The following is a 16,662-nucleotide window of genomic DNA, read 5'->3' on the forward strand; positions in this document are numbered from 1 at the left end:
AAAAAAAGCGTCAGTAACAGGAACTGTAGCGCGTTTCGCTACAGCCTGAAGTATGACGGGTAACAACAGAAATTTTGCGCGCTTTCTGTTATCCTTGCGCCGCAATTGCATTATTAACCAGAGGCTTTACATCGTTTATGTCCGGCTGGCCACGAATTTACTACAAATTACTTAATTTACCATTAAGCATCCTGGTAAAAAGCAAGTCTATCCCAGCAGAACCCGCGCTGGAATTGGGGCTCGATACGTCACGTCCCATTATGTACGTTTTGCCTTATAACTCGAAGGCTGACTTACTGACGCTTCGCGCCCAGTGTCTGGCGCATGATTTACCTGACCCGCTTGAACCGCTGGAAGTTGACGGTACATTGCTGCCGCGCTACGTGTTCATTCACGGTGGACCTCGCGTGTTTACCTATTACACGCCAAAAGAAGAGTCCATCAAGCTGTTCCACGACTATCTCGACCTGCACCGCAGCAATCCCGATCTGGATGTGCAGATGGTGCCGGTATCGGTGATGTTTGGTCGTCGTCCGGGCCGTGAAAAAGGTGAAGAGAATCCGCCGCTGCGCATGCTTAACGGCATCCAGAAGTTCTTCGCGGTCTCCTGGCTGGGACGCGACAGCTTCGTGCGTTTCTCCCCTTCCGTTTCGCTGCGTCGAATGGCGGACGAGCACGGCACGGACAAGATCATCGCGCAAAAACTGGCGCGCGTGGCGCGTATGCACTTCGCCCGTCAGCGCCTGGCTGCCGTAGGGCCGCGTCTCCCGGCGCGTCAGGATCTGTTCAACAAGCTGTTGGCATCCAAAGCGATTGCCCGCGCCGTTGAAGACGAAGCGCGCAGCAAGAAAATTTCGCATGAGAAAGCCCAGCAGAACGCCATTGCGCTGATGGAAGAGATTGCAGCGAACTTCTCCTACGAGATGATTCGCCTGTCCGATCGCATTCTCGGTTTTACCTGGAACCGCCTGTATCAGGGCATCAACGTTCATAACGCCGAGCGTGTACGCCAACTGGCGCATGATGGCCATGAGATTGTCTATGTTCCCTGCCACCGCAGCCACATGGACTACCTGCTCCTTTCCTACGTGCTCTATCACCAGGGGCTGGTACCGCCGCACATTGCTGCCGGTATCAACCTGAATTTCTGGCCAGCAGGTCCGATTTTCCGCCGCCTGGGCGCCTTCTTTATTCGTCGTACCTTCAAGGGCAACAAGCTCTACTCCACCGTGTTCCGCGAGTATCTGGGCGAGCTGTTTAGCCGCGGCTATTCCGTCGAGTACTTCGTTGAGGGCGGTCGTTCCCGTACCGGACGTCTGCTCGATCCGAAGACCGGCACGCTGTCGATGACCATCCAGGCGATGCTGCGCGGAGGAACCCGTCCCATCACGCTTGTGCCAATCTACATTGGCTATGAGCACGTGATGGAAGTGGGCACGTATGCCAAAGAGCTGCGCGGTGCGACCAAAGAGAAAGAGAGCCTGCCGCAGATGCTGCGCGGCCTGAGCAAGCTACGCAATCTCGGTCAGGGCTACGTGAACTTCGGCGAACCAATGCCGTTAATGACGTACCTGAACCATCACGTTCCCGAGTGGCGCGAATCCATCGATCCTATCGAGGCGATTCGCCCGGCCTGGCTGACGCCAACGGTCAACGGCATCGCGTCCGAGCTGATGGTGCGCATTAACAACGCCGGTGCGGCTAACGCCATGAACCTGTGCTGTACGGCTCTTCTGGCTTCGCGTCAGCGCTCGCTGACCCGTGAACAGCTCACGGAGCAGCTGGATTGCTATCTGGACATGATGCGCAACGTGCCGTATTCCGTTGATTCAACCGTGCCTTCTGCTACCGCCAGTGAGCTTATCGATCACGCGCTGCAGATGAACAAGTTTGAAGTCGAAAAGGACACGATCGGCGACATCATCATTCTGCCGCGCGAGCAGGCAGTTCTGATGACCTACTACCGCAACAACATCACCCATATGCTGATGCTGCCGTCGCTCATGGCGGCTATCATCACCCAGCATCGCCGTATCTCGCGTCAGGAACTATTGCGTCACGTTGAGACGCTCTATCCGATGCTGAAAGCGGAGCTGTTCCTGCGCTGGAGCAAAGATGAGCTGGCGGGCGAACTGGACAAACTGACGGAAGAGCTGCGTCGTCAGGGGTTGATCACCGTCTCAAACGACGAATTGCACATCAATCCGTCGCGTTCCCGTACCCTGCAACTGCTGGCGGCCGGTGCGCGCGAAACGCTGCAGCGCTACGCCATTACGTTCTGGCTGCTGAGTGCGAACCCGTCTATCAACCGCGGTACGCTTGAGAAAGAGAGCCGGACGCTGGCACAGCGCCTGTCCGTTCTGCACGGCATTAACGCCCCTGAATTCTTCGACAAAGCGGTCTTCAGTTCTCTGGTCCTGACGCTGCGTGACGAAGGTTTCATCAGCGATACGGGCGATGCCGAGCCGGAAGAGACGCTGAAGGTTTACCAGATGCTGGCTGAACTGATTACGTCGGATGTACGTTTGACGATTGAGAGCGCGACGCAGGGCGAGTGATGTGAAAAAGCCGGGTGGTGGTTTCACCTGACCCGGCCTGGTGTTCTGCATAATAAAAAGGCCCGGTAAGCGCTTACGCTACCGGGCCTTATTTTTAGCCTTGTTAAATCACCGCGTTTAGCTGAGCAGCGTAAAGGCAATCATCCCGACAATCGCACCCGTCGTGCCGAGGATGGTCTCCATCAGCGTCCAGGTTTTCAGGGTTTGCGCTTCGGTGGCGCCGGTAAATTTACCGAACAGCCAGAAGCCTGCGTCGTTAACGTGAGAGACCACAATCGAACCGCCCGCGATACAGATAGACAGCGCCGCCATCTGCGCACCGGAGTAGTTCAGCTGTTCAATCACCGGCATCACCAGACCCACGGCGGTTAAACACGCCACGGTTGCGGAACCCTGGATGATACGCACCGCCGCAGCCAGCACGAAGCAGGTGACCGCAATCGGCAGGCCCATCCCGGTCAGCGCTTCGCCGAGAGCCGGGCCCACGCCGGAATCCACCAGCACCTGCTTGAACACGCCGCCGGCACCGATCACCAGCAGGATAATACCCGCAGGCTGCAGCGCGGCACCGCAGATCTCCATCACCCGGTCTTTTGGCATCCCCTGACGCATCGCCAGGCCGTAAATCGCCACCAGACAGGCCACCAGGATCGCCGTGAACGGGTGACCGATGAACTCGAACCATTCATAGGCGCTGGAACCCACCGGCACAAAGCGCGCGGCGATAGTTTTCAGACCCACCAGCACCAGCGGCAGCAGGATCAGCGACAGGCTGAAGCCGAAGGACGGCATTTTGCCCTCGCCCAGGTGCGGCTCGGTGACGTCGTCCGGAATATGCAGCTCAACGTAACGGCTGATGAAGTTGCCCCACAGCGGGCCGGCAATAATCATCCCCGGAATTGCCGCGCACAGGCCGATCAGGATCATCCAGCCAAAGTCAGCGTGCATCTGGGATGCGAGCAGCATCGGCGCAGGCCCCGGCAGCAGAAACGCCGCAGCAGCCGCCACGCCCGCAAACAGCGGAATGACCAGCTTCACGAGGTTAGTGCCGGTATGGCGCGCCATGGAGAATGCGACGCTTATCAGCAGCACAACGGCCACTTCGAAGAACAGCGGCAGCGCGCAAATCAGACCGGCCAGACCAATCGCGTAGTGCGCGCGGCTGTGGCCAAAGGATTTCAGCATCTTGACGGCAATCTGGTCGACCGCGCCCGTCTCGTGCAAAATCTTGCCAAACATCGCGCCCAGCGCGACTACAATCGCCAGGAAGCCCAGCATACCGCCCATCCCTTTTTCCATCGTCGCGGCGATCTTGTCGAGCGGCATACCGGAAAAGAGACCAGCACCAATAGAAACCACCATCAAAGCAACAAAGGCGTGCATACGCGCCTTCATCACTAAAAACAGCAGCAGCAACACGGAACCTACTGCCGTCAAAACTAGCGTTAATGTACTCAAAACTTACTGCCTTTTATTGATGACCTCGATGGTGCTGGCAACAACACCCTCCAGTGACTGATCGATATCAACCACTAAGACGTCTTTCTCGTCTTCACCCGGCTCCTGCAGCGCTTCGAACTGCGTTACCAGCATCTGGGTTTTGAAGAAGTGACCTTTACGCGCCTTCAGGCGGCTTTCAATCACCTCGAAATCCCCTTTCAGGTAGATGAAAGAGAGGTTCGGGTTACCGTCGCGCAGCAGGTCGCGGTAGGTTTTTTTCAGCGCGGAACAGACGATCAGGGAGACTTTGTTGGTCCGCTGCATAGCGAACGCGGCGTCGTTCAGCGCCTGCAACCACGGTTTGCGATCGTCGTCGTTCAGCGGCTCGCCGGAGGCCATTTTCATGATGTTGCTGCGCGGATGGAGGAAGTCGCCATCAAGGAACGCAGCCTGGAGTTGATGCGCCACTTCGCTGGCTACGGCTGATTTCCCGCTACCGGAAACGCCCATCAGGACGTAGACGTGGTGATCGTGATTAGTCGTGCTCAAAGGGTGTCCCTCAGTCAATTGTTACGGGTAACAGTTATCGGTAACATTGTCCTGCCGGGGCAAAAGAGAAGCAATATCCAAACGTGCGCGAAGTGAATAAGTGTGAGCTACTTCAAATTTGTCAGTTCAAATAGATCCACCCGGTGACAAGGTGAAACCTAAATCTAACATTTTCGGGGTAACCGTCTCGCCACGAATGCGCGCCAGCAGGCGTTCTGCGCCAATGCGGCCCATACGTTCACGCGGGGTCAGGACGCTCGCCAGACGCGGCTCCATCACCTGGCCGATGTCATGTCCGTGGAAACCGGCGATCGCCATATCATCAGGGATCTTCAGCCCCAGACGCTGACACTCAAACGCCGCGCCGACCGCAAGGTCATCGTTGGTACAGAAAATACCGTCCAGTTGCGGATACTCGCGTCGCGCCTGACGCATCAGCTCAATACCCGACGTATAGGAAGAGGACTGCTCCACCATCACGCTGTACGGGGTTAAGTTTGCGTCGAGCATCGCCTGCTCGTATCCCTTCTGTTTGATGATAGTACGTTCATCAAGACGCGCACCCAGATAGGCGATGTGGCGATGCCCGCGGGCGATGATGGCCGCCGTCATCTGGCGCGCCGCTTCGAAGTTATCGAACCCAACGGCGATATCGAGGCACGGCGACTGGCTGTCCATCAGCTCCACCACAGGGATACCCGCCACTTCGATCATTTTGAGCGTGCGGGCAGTGTGGGTACGTTCGGTTAAAATCAGGCCGTCAATGTTCCAGGAAAGCATCGATTCAAGGCGTTCCTCTTCGAGTTCCGGCTTGTACCCGTAGTGGGCGAGCATGGTCTGATAGCCAAAAGCATCGGTGACGCTTTCGATTCCACGCAATACTTCGGCAAAAACCTGGTTGGTCAAAGAAGGAAGCAGAACGCCCACCGCGCGGCTGGTCGCATTGGAGAGAATATCGGGCGCGCGGTTGGGGATGTAACCCAGTTCATCAAGGGCAGCGGCAATCTTGCCACGTAACGCCACGGAAACCTGTTCCGGGTTACGTAAAAAACGGCTGACCGTCATTTTGGTCACACCGACGCGATCGGCGACATCCTGAAGTACGGGGCGTTTCTTTTTCATCGTCCTGAGAAATCTTGAAGTGAGAGATTTGCTCAGTTTATCACGTACAAAGCTCAACCTTCCCCGTTTAAAGGGAAGGTTGAGTAATTATTTATACCGGCGGCAGGTCAAACAGCAGGATTTCACTTTCGCTGTCGGCATGCACGGAGAGCGCCTGCTCATCCCAGATGGCCAGACCATCGGCGGTGGTTGCTTTGGTGCCGTTGATTGACACTTCACCTTTCACCACCTGGATCCAGACGCGGCGGTTGGCGGCAATCTGATGGACAGACTGTTCGTCTTTCGCCAGCGCCCAGCGGTACAGCTCCATATCCTGATGCACTTTCAGGGAACCTTCACGCGCATCCGGGGAGAGCACCAGCTGTTTGCCCTGTTTCGCGTCGAAGCGGCGCTGCTCGTAACGCGGGGTGATGCCGGTCTCTTCTGGAATGATCCAGATTTGATACAGGTGCAGTTTTTCCGTTTTGCTCGGGTTGTACTCGGAGTGACGCACCCCGGTACCCGCGCTCATAATCTGGAACTCGCCCGCCGGAACCTGCTCTTTGTTACCCATGCTGTCCTGGTGCTCAACCGCCCCTTCCAGTACATAGGTCAGGATTTCCATGTCTTTGTGCGGGTGGGTACCGAAGCCCTGGCCTGCATCAATCACGTCGTCGTTAATCACGCGCAGTGCGGAGAAGCCCATGAAGTTCGGGTCGTAGTAGTCGGCAAACGAGAATGAATGCCATGAGTCCAGCCAGCCATGATTCGCGTGACCACGTTCGTTTGCTTTGCGTAAGTAGATCATTGTTTCACCCTCAGTTCGTTTCGATGGAGTAAGTGTGGACGCAAACCGCCTGGGATCATAGAGGGTGAAAATTGACTCCTCTGTTCAAAAATTATGAACAAGCGCAGAGGAGCCGTTTTTGCTTATTTCGCAAGGGTTATCGTGGCAGGAGAAGCCTGCTCGAAGGCCCGCTCAAGGATTTCGAGGTTGGTCAGAACGTCAGATTCCTTGACGTAATTCGGCGCGCCGTTTGTGAGGGTCTCAAACAGCGCATCGTAGACGCGGCCATAGTCGCCAGTTTCCGGTTTCAGCTCCTCCCTGACCGTTACGCCCTCATCGTTCACGTACTCCAGGACGCCCACAGAATCATCCGCCGCAAAACCCGGTTCGCCCGGCATGATGTTAGCCTTCAGGCTGGTCTCCTGCTGGTCGATACCGTACTTAATGAACGAGCCTCGGGTGCCGTGAACGATAAATTTCGGGTAGTCGATCTTCACCAGATGGCTGGTTTTGACGATGGCTTTCAGGTCGCCGTAGAACAGCTGCGCTTCAAAAGTATCGTCCGGGTTGGCTTTATTACGCAGGCTGCGGATGTCATACGCCACGTGGTCCGGTCGGCCAAACAGGGAGATGATCTGGTCCATGGTGTGCACCCCCAGCCCGTAGAACGAACCATCCTGCGGCAGTCCGGGTTGCGTTTCCGCCATCGGACGGTAGTAATCGAAATGACTTTCGATTTCCACGATGTCGCCCAGCTTGCCGCTTTCAATCGCTTTTTTCGCCGTCAGGAAGCAGCTGTCAAAGCGACGGTTCTGATACGGCGTAACGGTCAGGCCTTTGCTTTTCGCCAGCGTGAACAGTTCCTTCGCTTCGGCGATAGTCGGGGTGAACGGCTTTTCTACCAGCACGTTTTTGCCCGCTTCCAGCGCGCGCTTCGCGTAGTCGAAGTGGCTGTCGGCATGGGTGCAGACGACAACCAGTTTGACCTGCGGATCGTTAAGCACTTCATCAAGATCGCTGGTGAAATGGATATGAGAATACTGCGGAGACTGCTCTTCCGGCTTCGCGCGGCGGCGGTAGATATGGGCCACATGCCAGCTGTCTTTACGGTTTAGAACATACGGCAGGTGGTAGCGGGTCGTACTTTTACCAAATCCAATAAATGCGCAATGTAGTGTCATAGCTCAGTCCTTTTGGAAGGTTACTGAGTCTAACCATAACAAAAAAAAAGCCAGCTAAAAGCTGGCTAAAGTAATACTGGAAGCAATGTGAGCAATGTCGTGCTTTCAGGTTCCCGTAGGGGTCTTCCTGAATGCAGAGCAATAATAATCATTCTCATTCGCACTTGTCCAATACTTTTTGCAAAAAATAGCGGTTGACTCAAATTTTAAAGTCATTGATGTTGGAAGGGACGTTTAACTGACTGAGGAACAAGGAATGAGTGAGATAGTGATACGCCACGCGGAACCGAAAGATTATGACGCCATTCGTCAGATCCACGCCCAGCCGGAGGTGTACCACAACACGCTACAGGTTCCTCACCCCTCTGAACACATGTGGCAAGAACGGCTATCCGACCAGCCCGGCATCAAGCAGCTTGTCGCCTGCATAGATGGTAATGTCGCCGGACATCTGTGCATCGCCGTCGCGCAACGCCCACGTCGCAGCCATGTGGCTGATTTTGGGATTTGCGTAGGCGCACAGTGGCAAAACCGAGGCGTAGCCAGCGCGCTGATGCGCACCATGATTGATATGTGCGACAACTGGCTGCGCGTCGATCGTATTGAGCTGACGGTGTTTGTTGATAACGAACCGGCGATCGCGGTGTACAAAAAGCACGGATTTGAGATCGAAGGCACAGGAAAGCGCTATGGACTACGCAACGGCGAGTATGTGGATGCGTATTATATGGCGAGAATGAAGTAGTTATTTGCCGGGTGGCGGCTTCGCCTTACCCGGCCTACGTTCATGCAGTTGTAGGCCCGGTAAGCGCAGCGCCACCGGGCAACACATTAGTACCCCGCCGACAAATCATCCACTGAACGCGGGTCCGATGCGCCAAACAGCGCCCCGTCCGGTCCCACCATAATGCTCTGCGTGCTGCCCATCGCCTCTTTCACCGCCACCTTTTGACCGCGCTGCTCCAGCAGCTTGATGGTATCCGGGCTAAAGCCCTTCTCGACGCGCAGCTCATCTGGCAGCCACTGGTGATGGAAACGCGGGGCGTTGGTCGCTTCGGCGACGTTCATCCCAAAGTCGATGCTGTTCACCACCATTTGTAGCACGGTGGTGATAATCCGGCTGCCGCCTGGGCTGCCGGTCACCAGCCAGGTTTTCCCGTCTTTTACCACGATGGTGGGCGACATGGACGACAGCGGACGTTTCTTCGGCCCTACCGCATTCGCATCGCCGCCGACCAGCCCGTAGACGTTCGGCACGCCCGGCTTGGCGGAGAAGTCATCCATCTCGTTGTTCAGCAGGATGCCGCTGTTGCCCGCCACAATCCCGGTGCCAAAGGTGGTATTGAGCGTATAGGTCACCGCCACCGCGTTACCGTCTTTATCTACCACCGAGAAGTGGGTGGTCTGGTTGCTTTCATACGGCGCCAGCTTGCCGGGGCGGATCTCGCTCGACGGCTTAGCCTTGTTGATGTCGATCTGATCGGCAATAGATTTGGCATAGGCTTTGTTAGTCAGCGCCTGCCACGGCACCTTCACGAAGTCCGGATCGCCGAGATATTCCGAGCGGTCAGCATAGGCGCGTTTTTCCGCTTCCGCCATCACCTGCATGGCATCCGCGCTGCCGAAGCCGAACTTGTGCATATCGAAGTTTTCAAGAATGTTGAGGATCTGCACGATGTGAATGCCCCCGGAAGACGGCGGCGGCATGGAGAAGACCTCATAGCCGCGGTAGGTGCCGCTAATCGGCTCGCGCTCCACCGCCTTGTAGTCCGCCAGATCCGCTTTGGTGATAAGACCGCCGTTCTTCTGCATCTCTTCCGCAATCTGGTCGGCAATCGCCCCTTTGTAGAAGGCGTCCGGACCGTGCTCCGCAATCAGCTCCAGGCTTTTAGCAAGGTTCTTTTGTACCAGCCTGTCGCCCTTCTTCAGCGGTTCACCGTCTTTCCAGAAGATAGCCTTGCTGTTTTCGTGATTCGGAATGACTTCGCTACCGTAGGTTTTGAGGTCGTCTGCCAGCGCGTCGTTTACCACAAAGCCCTCCCGCGCCAGCTTGATGGCAGGCTGCACCACCTTGTTCAGCGGCATCGTGCCGTATTTTTCGAGCGCCAGCGAGAAGCCCGCAACGGTGCCCGGCGTGCCGGACGCGAGATGCGAGGTCAGGGATTTTTTACTGTCCGGGTTCCCCTGGTCGTCGAGGAACATGTCCCGTGACGCCTGAGAAGGCGCCATTTCACGGAAGTCGATGGCGGTGGTTTTCCCGTCTTTGGTGCGCAGCATCATAAAGCCGCCACCGCCCAGGTTCCCCGCCTGCGGGTGCGTCACCGCCAGCGCGTAGCCGACGGCGACCGCGGCATCCACCGCGTTACCGCCCTGCCTGAGAATATCGACGCCCACGCGGGTCGCCAGCGCATCCACGGATGCCACCATGCCATGGGTTGCCCGCACGGGATGAAAAACATCTTCCTCCACGCCGTAAGAGACCGGAGGCGCCGCGGGCGGGTTGGCCGCCACGCTAAATGTACCTCCTGCCATCAGCGCGGCGAGGGCGACCCAGCGCAAAAACGTTGGTTTCATGATTATTGTTCTCCAGGTGAAGGGATCCATATTCCCCGCTTAAGCCTGGTTCACAACTCCTAAAAAATCATCGTCATGGTGAAATCAGGGTAAACTTAAGAGAGACCTCAAAAGGAGGAAATGACAATGAAACGCTTGATGATTCTTACGGCGCTGATCCCGTTTGCCGCGCTCGCACAGCCACTCAACACCATGAACAACCCGAACCAGCAGGGCTATGTTATCCCGAGTCAGCAGCGTATGCAGACCGAGATGATGAGCCAGCAACAGCAGCAGAAAGGGATGCTTAATCAGCAACTGAGAACGCAGACCCAGATGCAGCAGCAAAGCCTGCAAAATCAGATGAACGCCAACACCCAGCGCGTGCAGCAGGGGCAGGTGCGCGAGCAGCCGCTGCCGAATAAAAACGGCGGGATGTTAGGGGGAATGACGTCGTCAGGCAGCGGACAGCAGCATATGCTGCCGCCGCAGTCGAATGGCAGTATGCTTAATCCGCAGAACTAAAGTCCGGGCCGATCAGGTCGATAGCATCGGTACAGATGCTATCCACGCCCCAGCGCAGCAGTTCGGCTGCACGCTGGGGTCTATTAACTGTGTAGACCAGAATATGCAGACCCGCGTCTTTCAGCATCTTCACCCGCGCCTCATCCAGCAGCCTGTGATTGAGATGGATAGAGACACACGCCAGGCGCGTCGTCAGCTCTCGCCAGTCCTCGCGCCACTCGTCAAGCAGAAGCCCGCGCGGCAGCTCCGGTGCGGCCTCCTGCGCAGCCTCCAGCGCATCGATTTCAAATGATGACAGCAGCGGCGCGGTCATCCCTTCCCACAGCTCGCGTGCGGCGAGGGCAATCACTTTGCCGGTCAGCGGCCCGGTGCCGGTGGTCGGTTTGATTTCGATATTGGCCATCATGCCGTGCTGGCGACAGCGATCGGCCACTTCCGCCAGCAGCGGCAGCGGTTCGCCTTTGAATTCGCCGCTGTACCAGCTTCCGGCGTCTACCTTCAGCAGATCGCGCCACGGCAGCTCGCCCGCCACGCCCCAGCCGTTGCTGGTGCGTTCAAGATTATCGTCATGCAGCAGGAAAATTTCGCCGTCTTTCGACAGCTTGGCGTCGAACTCGATCATCGTGTGACCGTAGCGCGCGCCAACGTCAATCGCCGCCAGCGTGTTTTCCGGCGCCAGCTTACCGCCGCCCCGGTGGGCGACGACGTGGGGATAAGGCCAGTTGCTCATACTCGTTGTCCTGTTTCACCGTCAAACAGGTGCAGATGGTTTTCCGGCAGGTGCAGCCACAGCGTGTTGCCTGCTTGCGGGCGCTCCTGATGCGCCAGGCGCACTACCATTTTTTGCTCGCCCCAGCGCCCGTGCGCCAGGTTATCTGCACCCAACATCTCCAGCGTGTCCATCACCAGCGGCACGCCGCCTTCCGCCTGAGAGGTTAAACCGATATGTTCCGGGCGGATACCGAGCGTCATCTTACGCCCGGCGTAGCCACGATAGTACCAGTTGATCGGCAATGCCATCCCGCTTTCCAGCTCAAAGTGCGAGCCCGCGCTGCTGATGCGCCCTTCGAGCAGGTTCATCGCCGGGCTGCCGATAAAGCTCGCCACGAAACGGGTGGCCGGTTTCTCGTAGACCTCCACCGGGGTACCAATCTGCTCGGCAACGCCTTTGTTCATCACCATCACGCGCTGGGCGAGGGTCATGGCTTCGACCTGATCGTGGGTAACGTACAGTGACGTGGTTTTCAGACGACGGTGCAGCTGCTGCAGCTCGAGCCGCATCTGCACGCGCAGCTTGGCGTCGAGGTTAGAGAGCGGCTCGTCGAAGAGGAATACCGCCGGATCGCGTACGATGGCGCGCCCCATCGCCACGCGCTGGCGCTGGCCGCCGGAGAGCTCGCGCGGGCGGCGCTTGAGCAGGCCGTCCAGCTCCAGAATGCGGGCGGCTTCTTTCACGCGCTCCTCAATATGGCCTTTGCCCATGCCGCGGATTTTCAGCCCCCAGGCCATGTTCTCCTCCACGCTCATGTGCGGATAGAGAGCGTAGTTCTGGAAAACCATCGCGATGCCGCGGTCTTTCGGCTCCATCTCGGTGACGCGCTGGCGGTCAATCCAGATATCCCCGGAGGTCACGCGCTCCAGTCCCGCCACCATGCGCAGCAGGGTAGATTTGCCACAGCCGGACGGGCCAACCATCACGATAAACTCCCCGTCCGCCACGTCGAGCGTGAGCGGCTGGATAACCTGGGTTTTGCCGTCCCAGCTTTTGGTTACTGCCTGAAGTTTTAAACCTGCCATCTTATTTCTCGCTATCGACCAGGCCGCGGACAAACGCGCGCTGCATGGCTAAAACAATGACTACGGGTGGGATAAGGGTGAGCAGCATCGCCGCCATCACCTGGTTCCAGAGGGTGGTGCCTTCGCCAGTGGCGATCATGCCTTTGATGCCCGCCACGGCGGTGCCGAGATTGACGTCCTGAATAATCAGCAGCGGCCACAGGTACTGGTTCCAACCGTAGATAAAGGTGATCACAAACAGCGCCGCAAGGTTGGTTTTCGACAGCGGCAGCACGATGTCGCGGAAGAAGCGCATCGGCGATGCGCCGTCGATGCGCGCCGCTTCAATCAACTCGTCCGGCAGGGTCATAAAGAACTGGCGGAACAGGAAGGTGGCGGTCGCCGAGGCCATTAACGGCAGGGTTAAGCCCGCGTAGCTGTCGAGCATCTTCAGGTTGGCGATCACCTCCACCGTCGGGAAGATACGCACCTCTACCGGCAGCATCAGAGTGATAAAAATCATCCAGAAAAACAGGTTACGCAGCGGAAAGCGGAACCAGACGATGGCGAAGGCCGAGAGCATCGACACCGTAATTTTGCCGACGGTAATGCCGAACGCCATGATGAAGCTGTTGAGCATCATCAGCCAGAACGGCGCGCTGTTGGCGCCCACGCCCTGGGTCCAGATGGTCTTCATGTTCTCGAAAAGATGTCCGCCTGGGATCAGCGTCATCGGCGTATCGAACACCGCTTTGGTGTCCAGCGTGGCGGCGACAAAGGCCACATACAGCGGGAACAGAATGACGATAATCCCCAGAATCAGCATGGTATGGCTGAAAATCGTCAGCCCGCGACGGTTCTCAATCATTGGTAGCGCACCTTACTTTCAACATAGCGGAACTGCACCACCGTGAGGATGATGACGAGGAACATCAGCACCACCGACTGCGCGGCGGAGGCCGAGAGATCCAGCCCGGCGAAACCTTCGCGGTAGATCTTATAGATAAGCGTGGTCGTCGCCTGTACCGGACCGCCTGCGGTCGCCGCGTCGATCACCGGGAAGGTATCGAAGAAGGCGTACACGAGGTTAACCACCAGCAGGAAGAAGCTCACCGGGGCGATCAGCGGCAGCGACAGCCTGAAGAAACGACGAATCGGCCCTGCGCCGTCAATCGCGGCGGCTTCCACCAGCGAGCGCGGGATGGACTGCAGCGCGGCAAAGAAGAACAGGAAGTTATAGCTGATCTGCTTCCACACCGAGGCAAACACCACCAGGAACATGGCCTGACCGCTGTTCTGGGCGTGGTTCCAGTCGTAGCCGAACTCTGCCAGGAAATGGGTAATCAACCCGCGGCCGGGGTTAAACAGGAAAATCCACAGCACGGCGGCGACGGCGGGTGCCACGGCATAAGGCAGCAGCATCAGGGTCTGATAAATACGACTGCCGCGCACCACGTAATCCACCAGCGCGGCGAAAAACAGCGAGGCAACAAGGCCGCTGACGGTCACCAGCGCGCTGAACTTCATCGTCGTCCAGAAGGAGTCCAGGTAGTAGCTGTCATGGAACAGCGCGGTAAAGTTGTCCAGCCCGACAAACTGGCTGGAGAGCCCAAACGGATCGACGCTTTGTACCGAGTACCACAGCGCTTCGCCCGCAGGCCAGATAAAGAAGATAACGGTGATGACCAGCTGGGGCGCGACCAACAGGTACGGCAGCCAGCGGGAGCGAAACACCGGACGGGATGGTGACATTGAGATTGGGTTCCTGAGCAATGCCGGGTGGCGGCTACGCCTTACCCGGCCTACAAATATTTCTCCCTCTCCCGTGGGAGAGGGTTGGGGTGAGGGCATCAGCCCGCACGATCCCCGTAGGCCCGGTAAGCGAAGCGCCACCGGGCATGTCAACGATTACGACTTAGTCGACTGCTCAAAGCGGCGCAACAGCTGATTCCCGCGCTCTACCGCAGAGTCCAGCGCCTGCTGTGGCGTTTTCTTCCCGGTCCACACGCTTTCCAGCTCTTCATCCACAATGGTGCGGATCTGCGGCATATTGCCCAGGCGCAGGCCTTTAGTGAACGGCAACGGCGGCTTGTTCAGCATCTGACGCGTTGCGATGTCCGCGCCCGGGTTCTTGCTGTAGAAGCCCTGCTCGCGGGTCAGGTCATAAGCCGCTTTGGTGATTGGCAGGTAGCCGGTCTTCTGGTGCCATTCGGCGGCGTTTTCAGGCTTCGCCAGGAAATCGAGGAACTCGGCCACCCCTTTGTAGGTGCCCTTATCTTTACCCTGCATGACCCACAGGCTAGCTCCGCCGATGATGGCGTTCTGCGGCGCGCCCTTCACGTCAGCGTCGTACGGCATCATGCCCACGCCGTAGTTGAATTTGGCGTAGTGACGGATATCCGCCAGCGAGCCGGACGAGGCGGTGGTAATGGCGCAGTCGCCGTTGTAGAACTTCTCGGTGGATTCGTCTTTACGCCCGAAGTAGCTGAAGTCGCCCTTCTTGTTGAGTTCTTCCAGCAGCGCAATATGCTTCACCTGCTCCGGCTTGTTGAACTCCAGTACCGCGTCGGTGCCGTCGAAGCCGTTGTTTTTGGTCGCAACCGGCAGGCCGTGCCAGGCGCTGAAGTTTTCAATCTGGATCCAGCCCTGCCAGCCGCTGGCGTAGCCGCACTTCATCCCCGCCGCCTTCAGCTTCGCGGTGTACTCCGCCAGGTCCTGCCAGGTTTTTGGCGGCTGCTCCGGATCTAAGCCGGCTTTTTTGAAGGCGTCTTTGTTGTAGTACAGCACCGGCGTGGAGCTGTTAAACGGCTGGGACAGCAGATGCCCGGTTTTGGAGTCGGTGTAGTAACCCGCTACGGTCGGCACAAACTGCGACTCGTCGAAGTTGATGCCCGCTTCTTTGAACACTTCGTAGACCGGCTTGATGGCTTTGGAAGCCATCATGGTGGCGGTACCCACTTCATAAACCTGTAACAGCGCAGGTGCGTTACCGGTACGGAAGGCGGCGATGCCCGCGCTCAGGCTCTGCTCATAGTTGCCTTTGTACACCGGCACAATTTTGTAATCAGGATGGGTGTCGTTGAAACGCTGCGCCAGGGAGTCAACTTCTTTACCTAACTCCCCTTCCATGGAATGCCAGAACGGAATGGTGGTGACAGCCATTGCGTTCGTCGCAAAAGCCAGACCCAGTGCCAGACCCAAAGCTGTGTGTCGTAACGATGTCATTGTCATCTCTCTTATTGTGCCGGATGCGCGATATCACGCGTTTTATGCTCGCGAGGTAACATGACATGCTCGAATGACAGAAAAATAACTGTTTGTTTACAGATAAGTGACAGCCAGGCGTCAGGGGGATGATGGTTGTGTGAAGGGGGTTGGATGGTTGGGTGCGGTCTGGTGCCCTCACCCCGGCCCTCTCCCACGGGGAGAGGGAGAAAACACTAAAAAAGGCAACTTGCGTTGCCTTTTTGCTTTTACCTATCCGCCCAAATACGCGCTCCGCACCGCTTCGTTCGCCAGCAGCGCGTCGCCGGTGTCTTCCAGCACCACGCGGCCGTTCTCCAGCACGTAGCCACGGTCAGCCAGCTTCAGCGCCTGGTTGGCGTTCTGCTCGACGAGGAAGATGGTCATCCCCTCTTTACGCAGCTGTTCGATGGTGTCGAATATCTGCTGGATGATGATCGGCGCCAGGCCGAGCGACGGCTCGTCCAGCAGCAGCAGGCGCGGCTGGCTCATCAGCGCGCGGCCAATCGCCAGCATCTGCTGCTCGCCGCCGGACATGGTGCCCGCACGCTGAATGCGGCGCTCCCACAGGCGCGGGAAGAGTTCGTACACCCACTTGATGCGGGTCTGGTATTCATCGCGGTGGGCGAAGAAACCGCCCATCGCCAGGTTCTCTTCCACCGTCATACGCGAGAAGACGCGACGCCCTTCCGGGACAATCGCCACCGCCTCACGCATGATTCTGGCGGTCTGCCAGTCGGTAATGTCTTTGCCATCAAACACAATCCGCCCGCTGGTGGCGCGCGGGTCGCCGCACAGGGTGCCGAGCAGCGTGGTTTTGCCCGCGCCGTTGGCGCCAATCAGAGTAACGATTTCACCCTGATTGATATGCAGGCTGACATCGTGCAGCGCCTGGATCTTGCCGTAGTGCGCGTTGACCTTGTCGAACGTTAACATCGCTTTTTCCATC

At 57.6% G+C, this 16,662-nt stretch carries 15 protein-coding genes; 3 read left to right on the top strand and 12 right to left on the bottom strand.

Annotated features, from left to right (window positions below; genetic code table 11):
* Positions 1–137 precede the first annotated feature (137 nt).
* Complete coding sequence (plsB, locus tag RVY89_RS17795) at positions 138–2,558, top strand: glycerol-3-phosphate 1-O-acyltransferase PlsB (RefSeq protein WP_023334157.1); 2,421 nt, start codon at positions 138–140, stop codon at positions 2,556–2,558.
* Positions 2,559–2,675: 117 nt separating this feature from the next.
* Here the strand turns inward: plsB and gntU are convergent, their stop codons facing one another.
* The 5 genes from gntU to RVY89_RS17820 form a co-directional block, all read right to left on the bottom strand.
* Positions 2,676–4,016: a gluconate transporter gene (gene gntU, locus RVY89_RS17800; protein ID WP_484826049.1), complete on the bottom strand. Its 1,341-nt coding sequence runs from the start codon at positions 4,014–4,016 to the stop codon at positions 2,676–2,678.
* A gap of 3 nt (positions 4,017–4,019) precedes the next feature.
* Positions 4,020–4,547, bottom strand: a complete 528-nt coding sequence (gene gntK / locus RVY89_RS17805) for a gluconokinase (protein ID WP_008503362.1) — start codon at positions 4,545–4,547, stop codon at positions 4,020–4,022.
* A gap of 126 nt (positions 4,548–4,673) precedes the next feature.
* Positions 4,674–5,669: a gluconate operon transcriptional repressor GntR gene (gene gntR, locus RVY89_RS17810; protein WP_021242747.1), complete on the bottom strand. Its 996-nt coding sequence runs from the start codon at positions 5,667–5,669 to the stop codon at positions 4,674–4,676.
* A 91-nt stretch (positions 5,670–5,760) separates the two neighbouring features.
* Positions 5,761–6,456, bottom strand: coding sequence for a pirin family protein (locus tag RVY89_RS17815; RefSeq protein ID WP_000639796.1), 696 nt, complete (start codon positions 6,454–6,456; stop codon positions 5,761–5,763).
* 122 nt (positions 6,457–6,578) lie between these two features.
* Positions 6,579–7,616, bottom strand: a complete 1,038-nt coding sequence (locus tag RVY89_RS17820; RefSeq protein WP_484826050.1) for an oxidoreductase — start codon at positions 7,614–7,616, stop codon at positions 6,579–6,581.
* Positions 7,617–7,872: 256 nt separating this feature from the next.
* Here RVY89_RS17820 and yhhY point away from each other — a divergent pair, with 256 nt between their 5' ends.
* Positions 7,873–8,361 (top strand): N-acetyltransferase, encoded by a 489-nt coding sequence (gene yhhY / locus RVY89_RS17825; protein WP_484826051.1) that lies wholly within the window; start codon positions 7,873–7,875, stop codon positions 8,359–8,361.
* An 86-nt stretch (positions 8,362–8,447) separates the two neighbouring features.
* Here yhhY and ggt read toward each other — a convergent pair whose 3' ends face one another.
* Positions 8,448–10,190, bottom strand: a complete 1,743-nt coding sequence (ggt, locus tag RVY89_RS17830) for a gamma-glutamyltransferase (protein WP_484826052.1) — start codon at positions 10,188–10,190, stop codon at positions 8,448–8,450.
* A gap of 126 nt (positions 10,191–10,316) precedes the next feature.
* Between ggt and RVY89_RS17835 the strand changes: the two genes are divergently transcribed.
* Complete coding sequence (locus tag RVY89_RS17835; RefSeq protein ID WP_023326493.1) at positions 10,317–10,694, top strand: DUF2756 family protein; 378 nt, start codon at positions 10,317–10,319, stop codon at positions 10,692–10,694.
* Here RVY89_RS17835 and ugpQ read toward each other — a convergent pair.
* From ugpQ to livF, 6 genes are all read right to left on the bottom strand, one after another.
* Positions 10,678–11,424, bottom strand: coding sequence for a glycerophosphodiester phosphodiesterase (gene ugpQ, locus RVY89_RS17840; protein ID WP_484826053.1), 747 nt, complete (start codon positions 11,422–11,424; stop codon positions 10,678–10,680). The two genes, RVY89_RS17835 and ugpQ, sit on opposite strands and share 17 nt — an antisense overlap.
* Positions 11,421–12,491 (bottom strand): sn-glycerol-3-phosphate import ATP-binding protein UgpC, encoded by a 1,071-nt coding sequence (locus RVY89_RS17845; protein ID WP_484826054.1) that lies wholly within the window; start codon positions 12,489–12,491, stop codon positions 11,421–11,423. Before RVY89_RS17845 ends, ugpQ begins: the two co-directional genes overlap by 4 nt.
* 1 nt (position 12,492) lies before the next feature.
* A complete protein-coding gene (ugpE, locus tag RVY89_RS17850; protein ID WP_028015153.1) occupies positions 12,493–13,338 on the bottom strand; it encodes a sn-glycerol-3-phosphate ABC transporter permease UgpE in 846 nt (281 codons plus the stop codon).
* Positions 13,335–14,222, bottom strand: coding sequence for a sn-glycerol-3-phosphate ABC transporter permease UgpA (ugpA, locus tag RVY89_RS17855; protein ID WP_484826055.1), 888 nt, complete (start codon positions 14,220–14,222; stop codon positions 13,335–13,337). Before ugpA ends, ugpE begins: the two co-directional genes overlap by 4 nt.
* Positions 14,223–14,378: 156 nt before the next feature.
* Positions 14,379–15,695, bottom strand: a complete 1,317-nt coding sequence (ugpB, locus tag RVY89_RS17860) for a sn-glycerol-3-phosphate ABC transporter substrate-binding protein UgpB (protein ID WP_021242738.1) — start codon at positions 15,693–15,695, stop codon at positions 14,379–14,381.
* A gap of 252 nt (positions 15,696–15,947) precedes the next feature.
* Entirely contained in the window at positions 15,948–16,661 is a 714-nt protein-coding gene (livF, locus tag RVY89_RS17865; RefSeq protein WP_008500102.1) for a high-affinity branched-chain amino acid ABC transporter ATP-binding protein LivF, read from the bottom strand.
* Position 16,662 lies beyond the last annotated feature (1 nt).

The sequence above is a fragment of the Enterobacter sp. 3U4 genome (genome assembly GCF_057224565.1).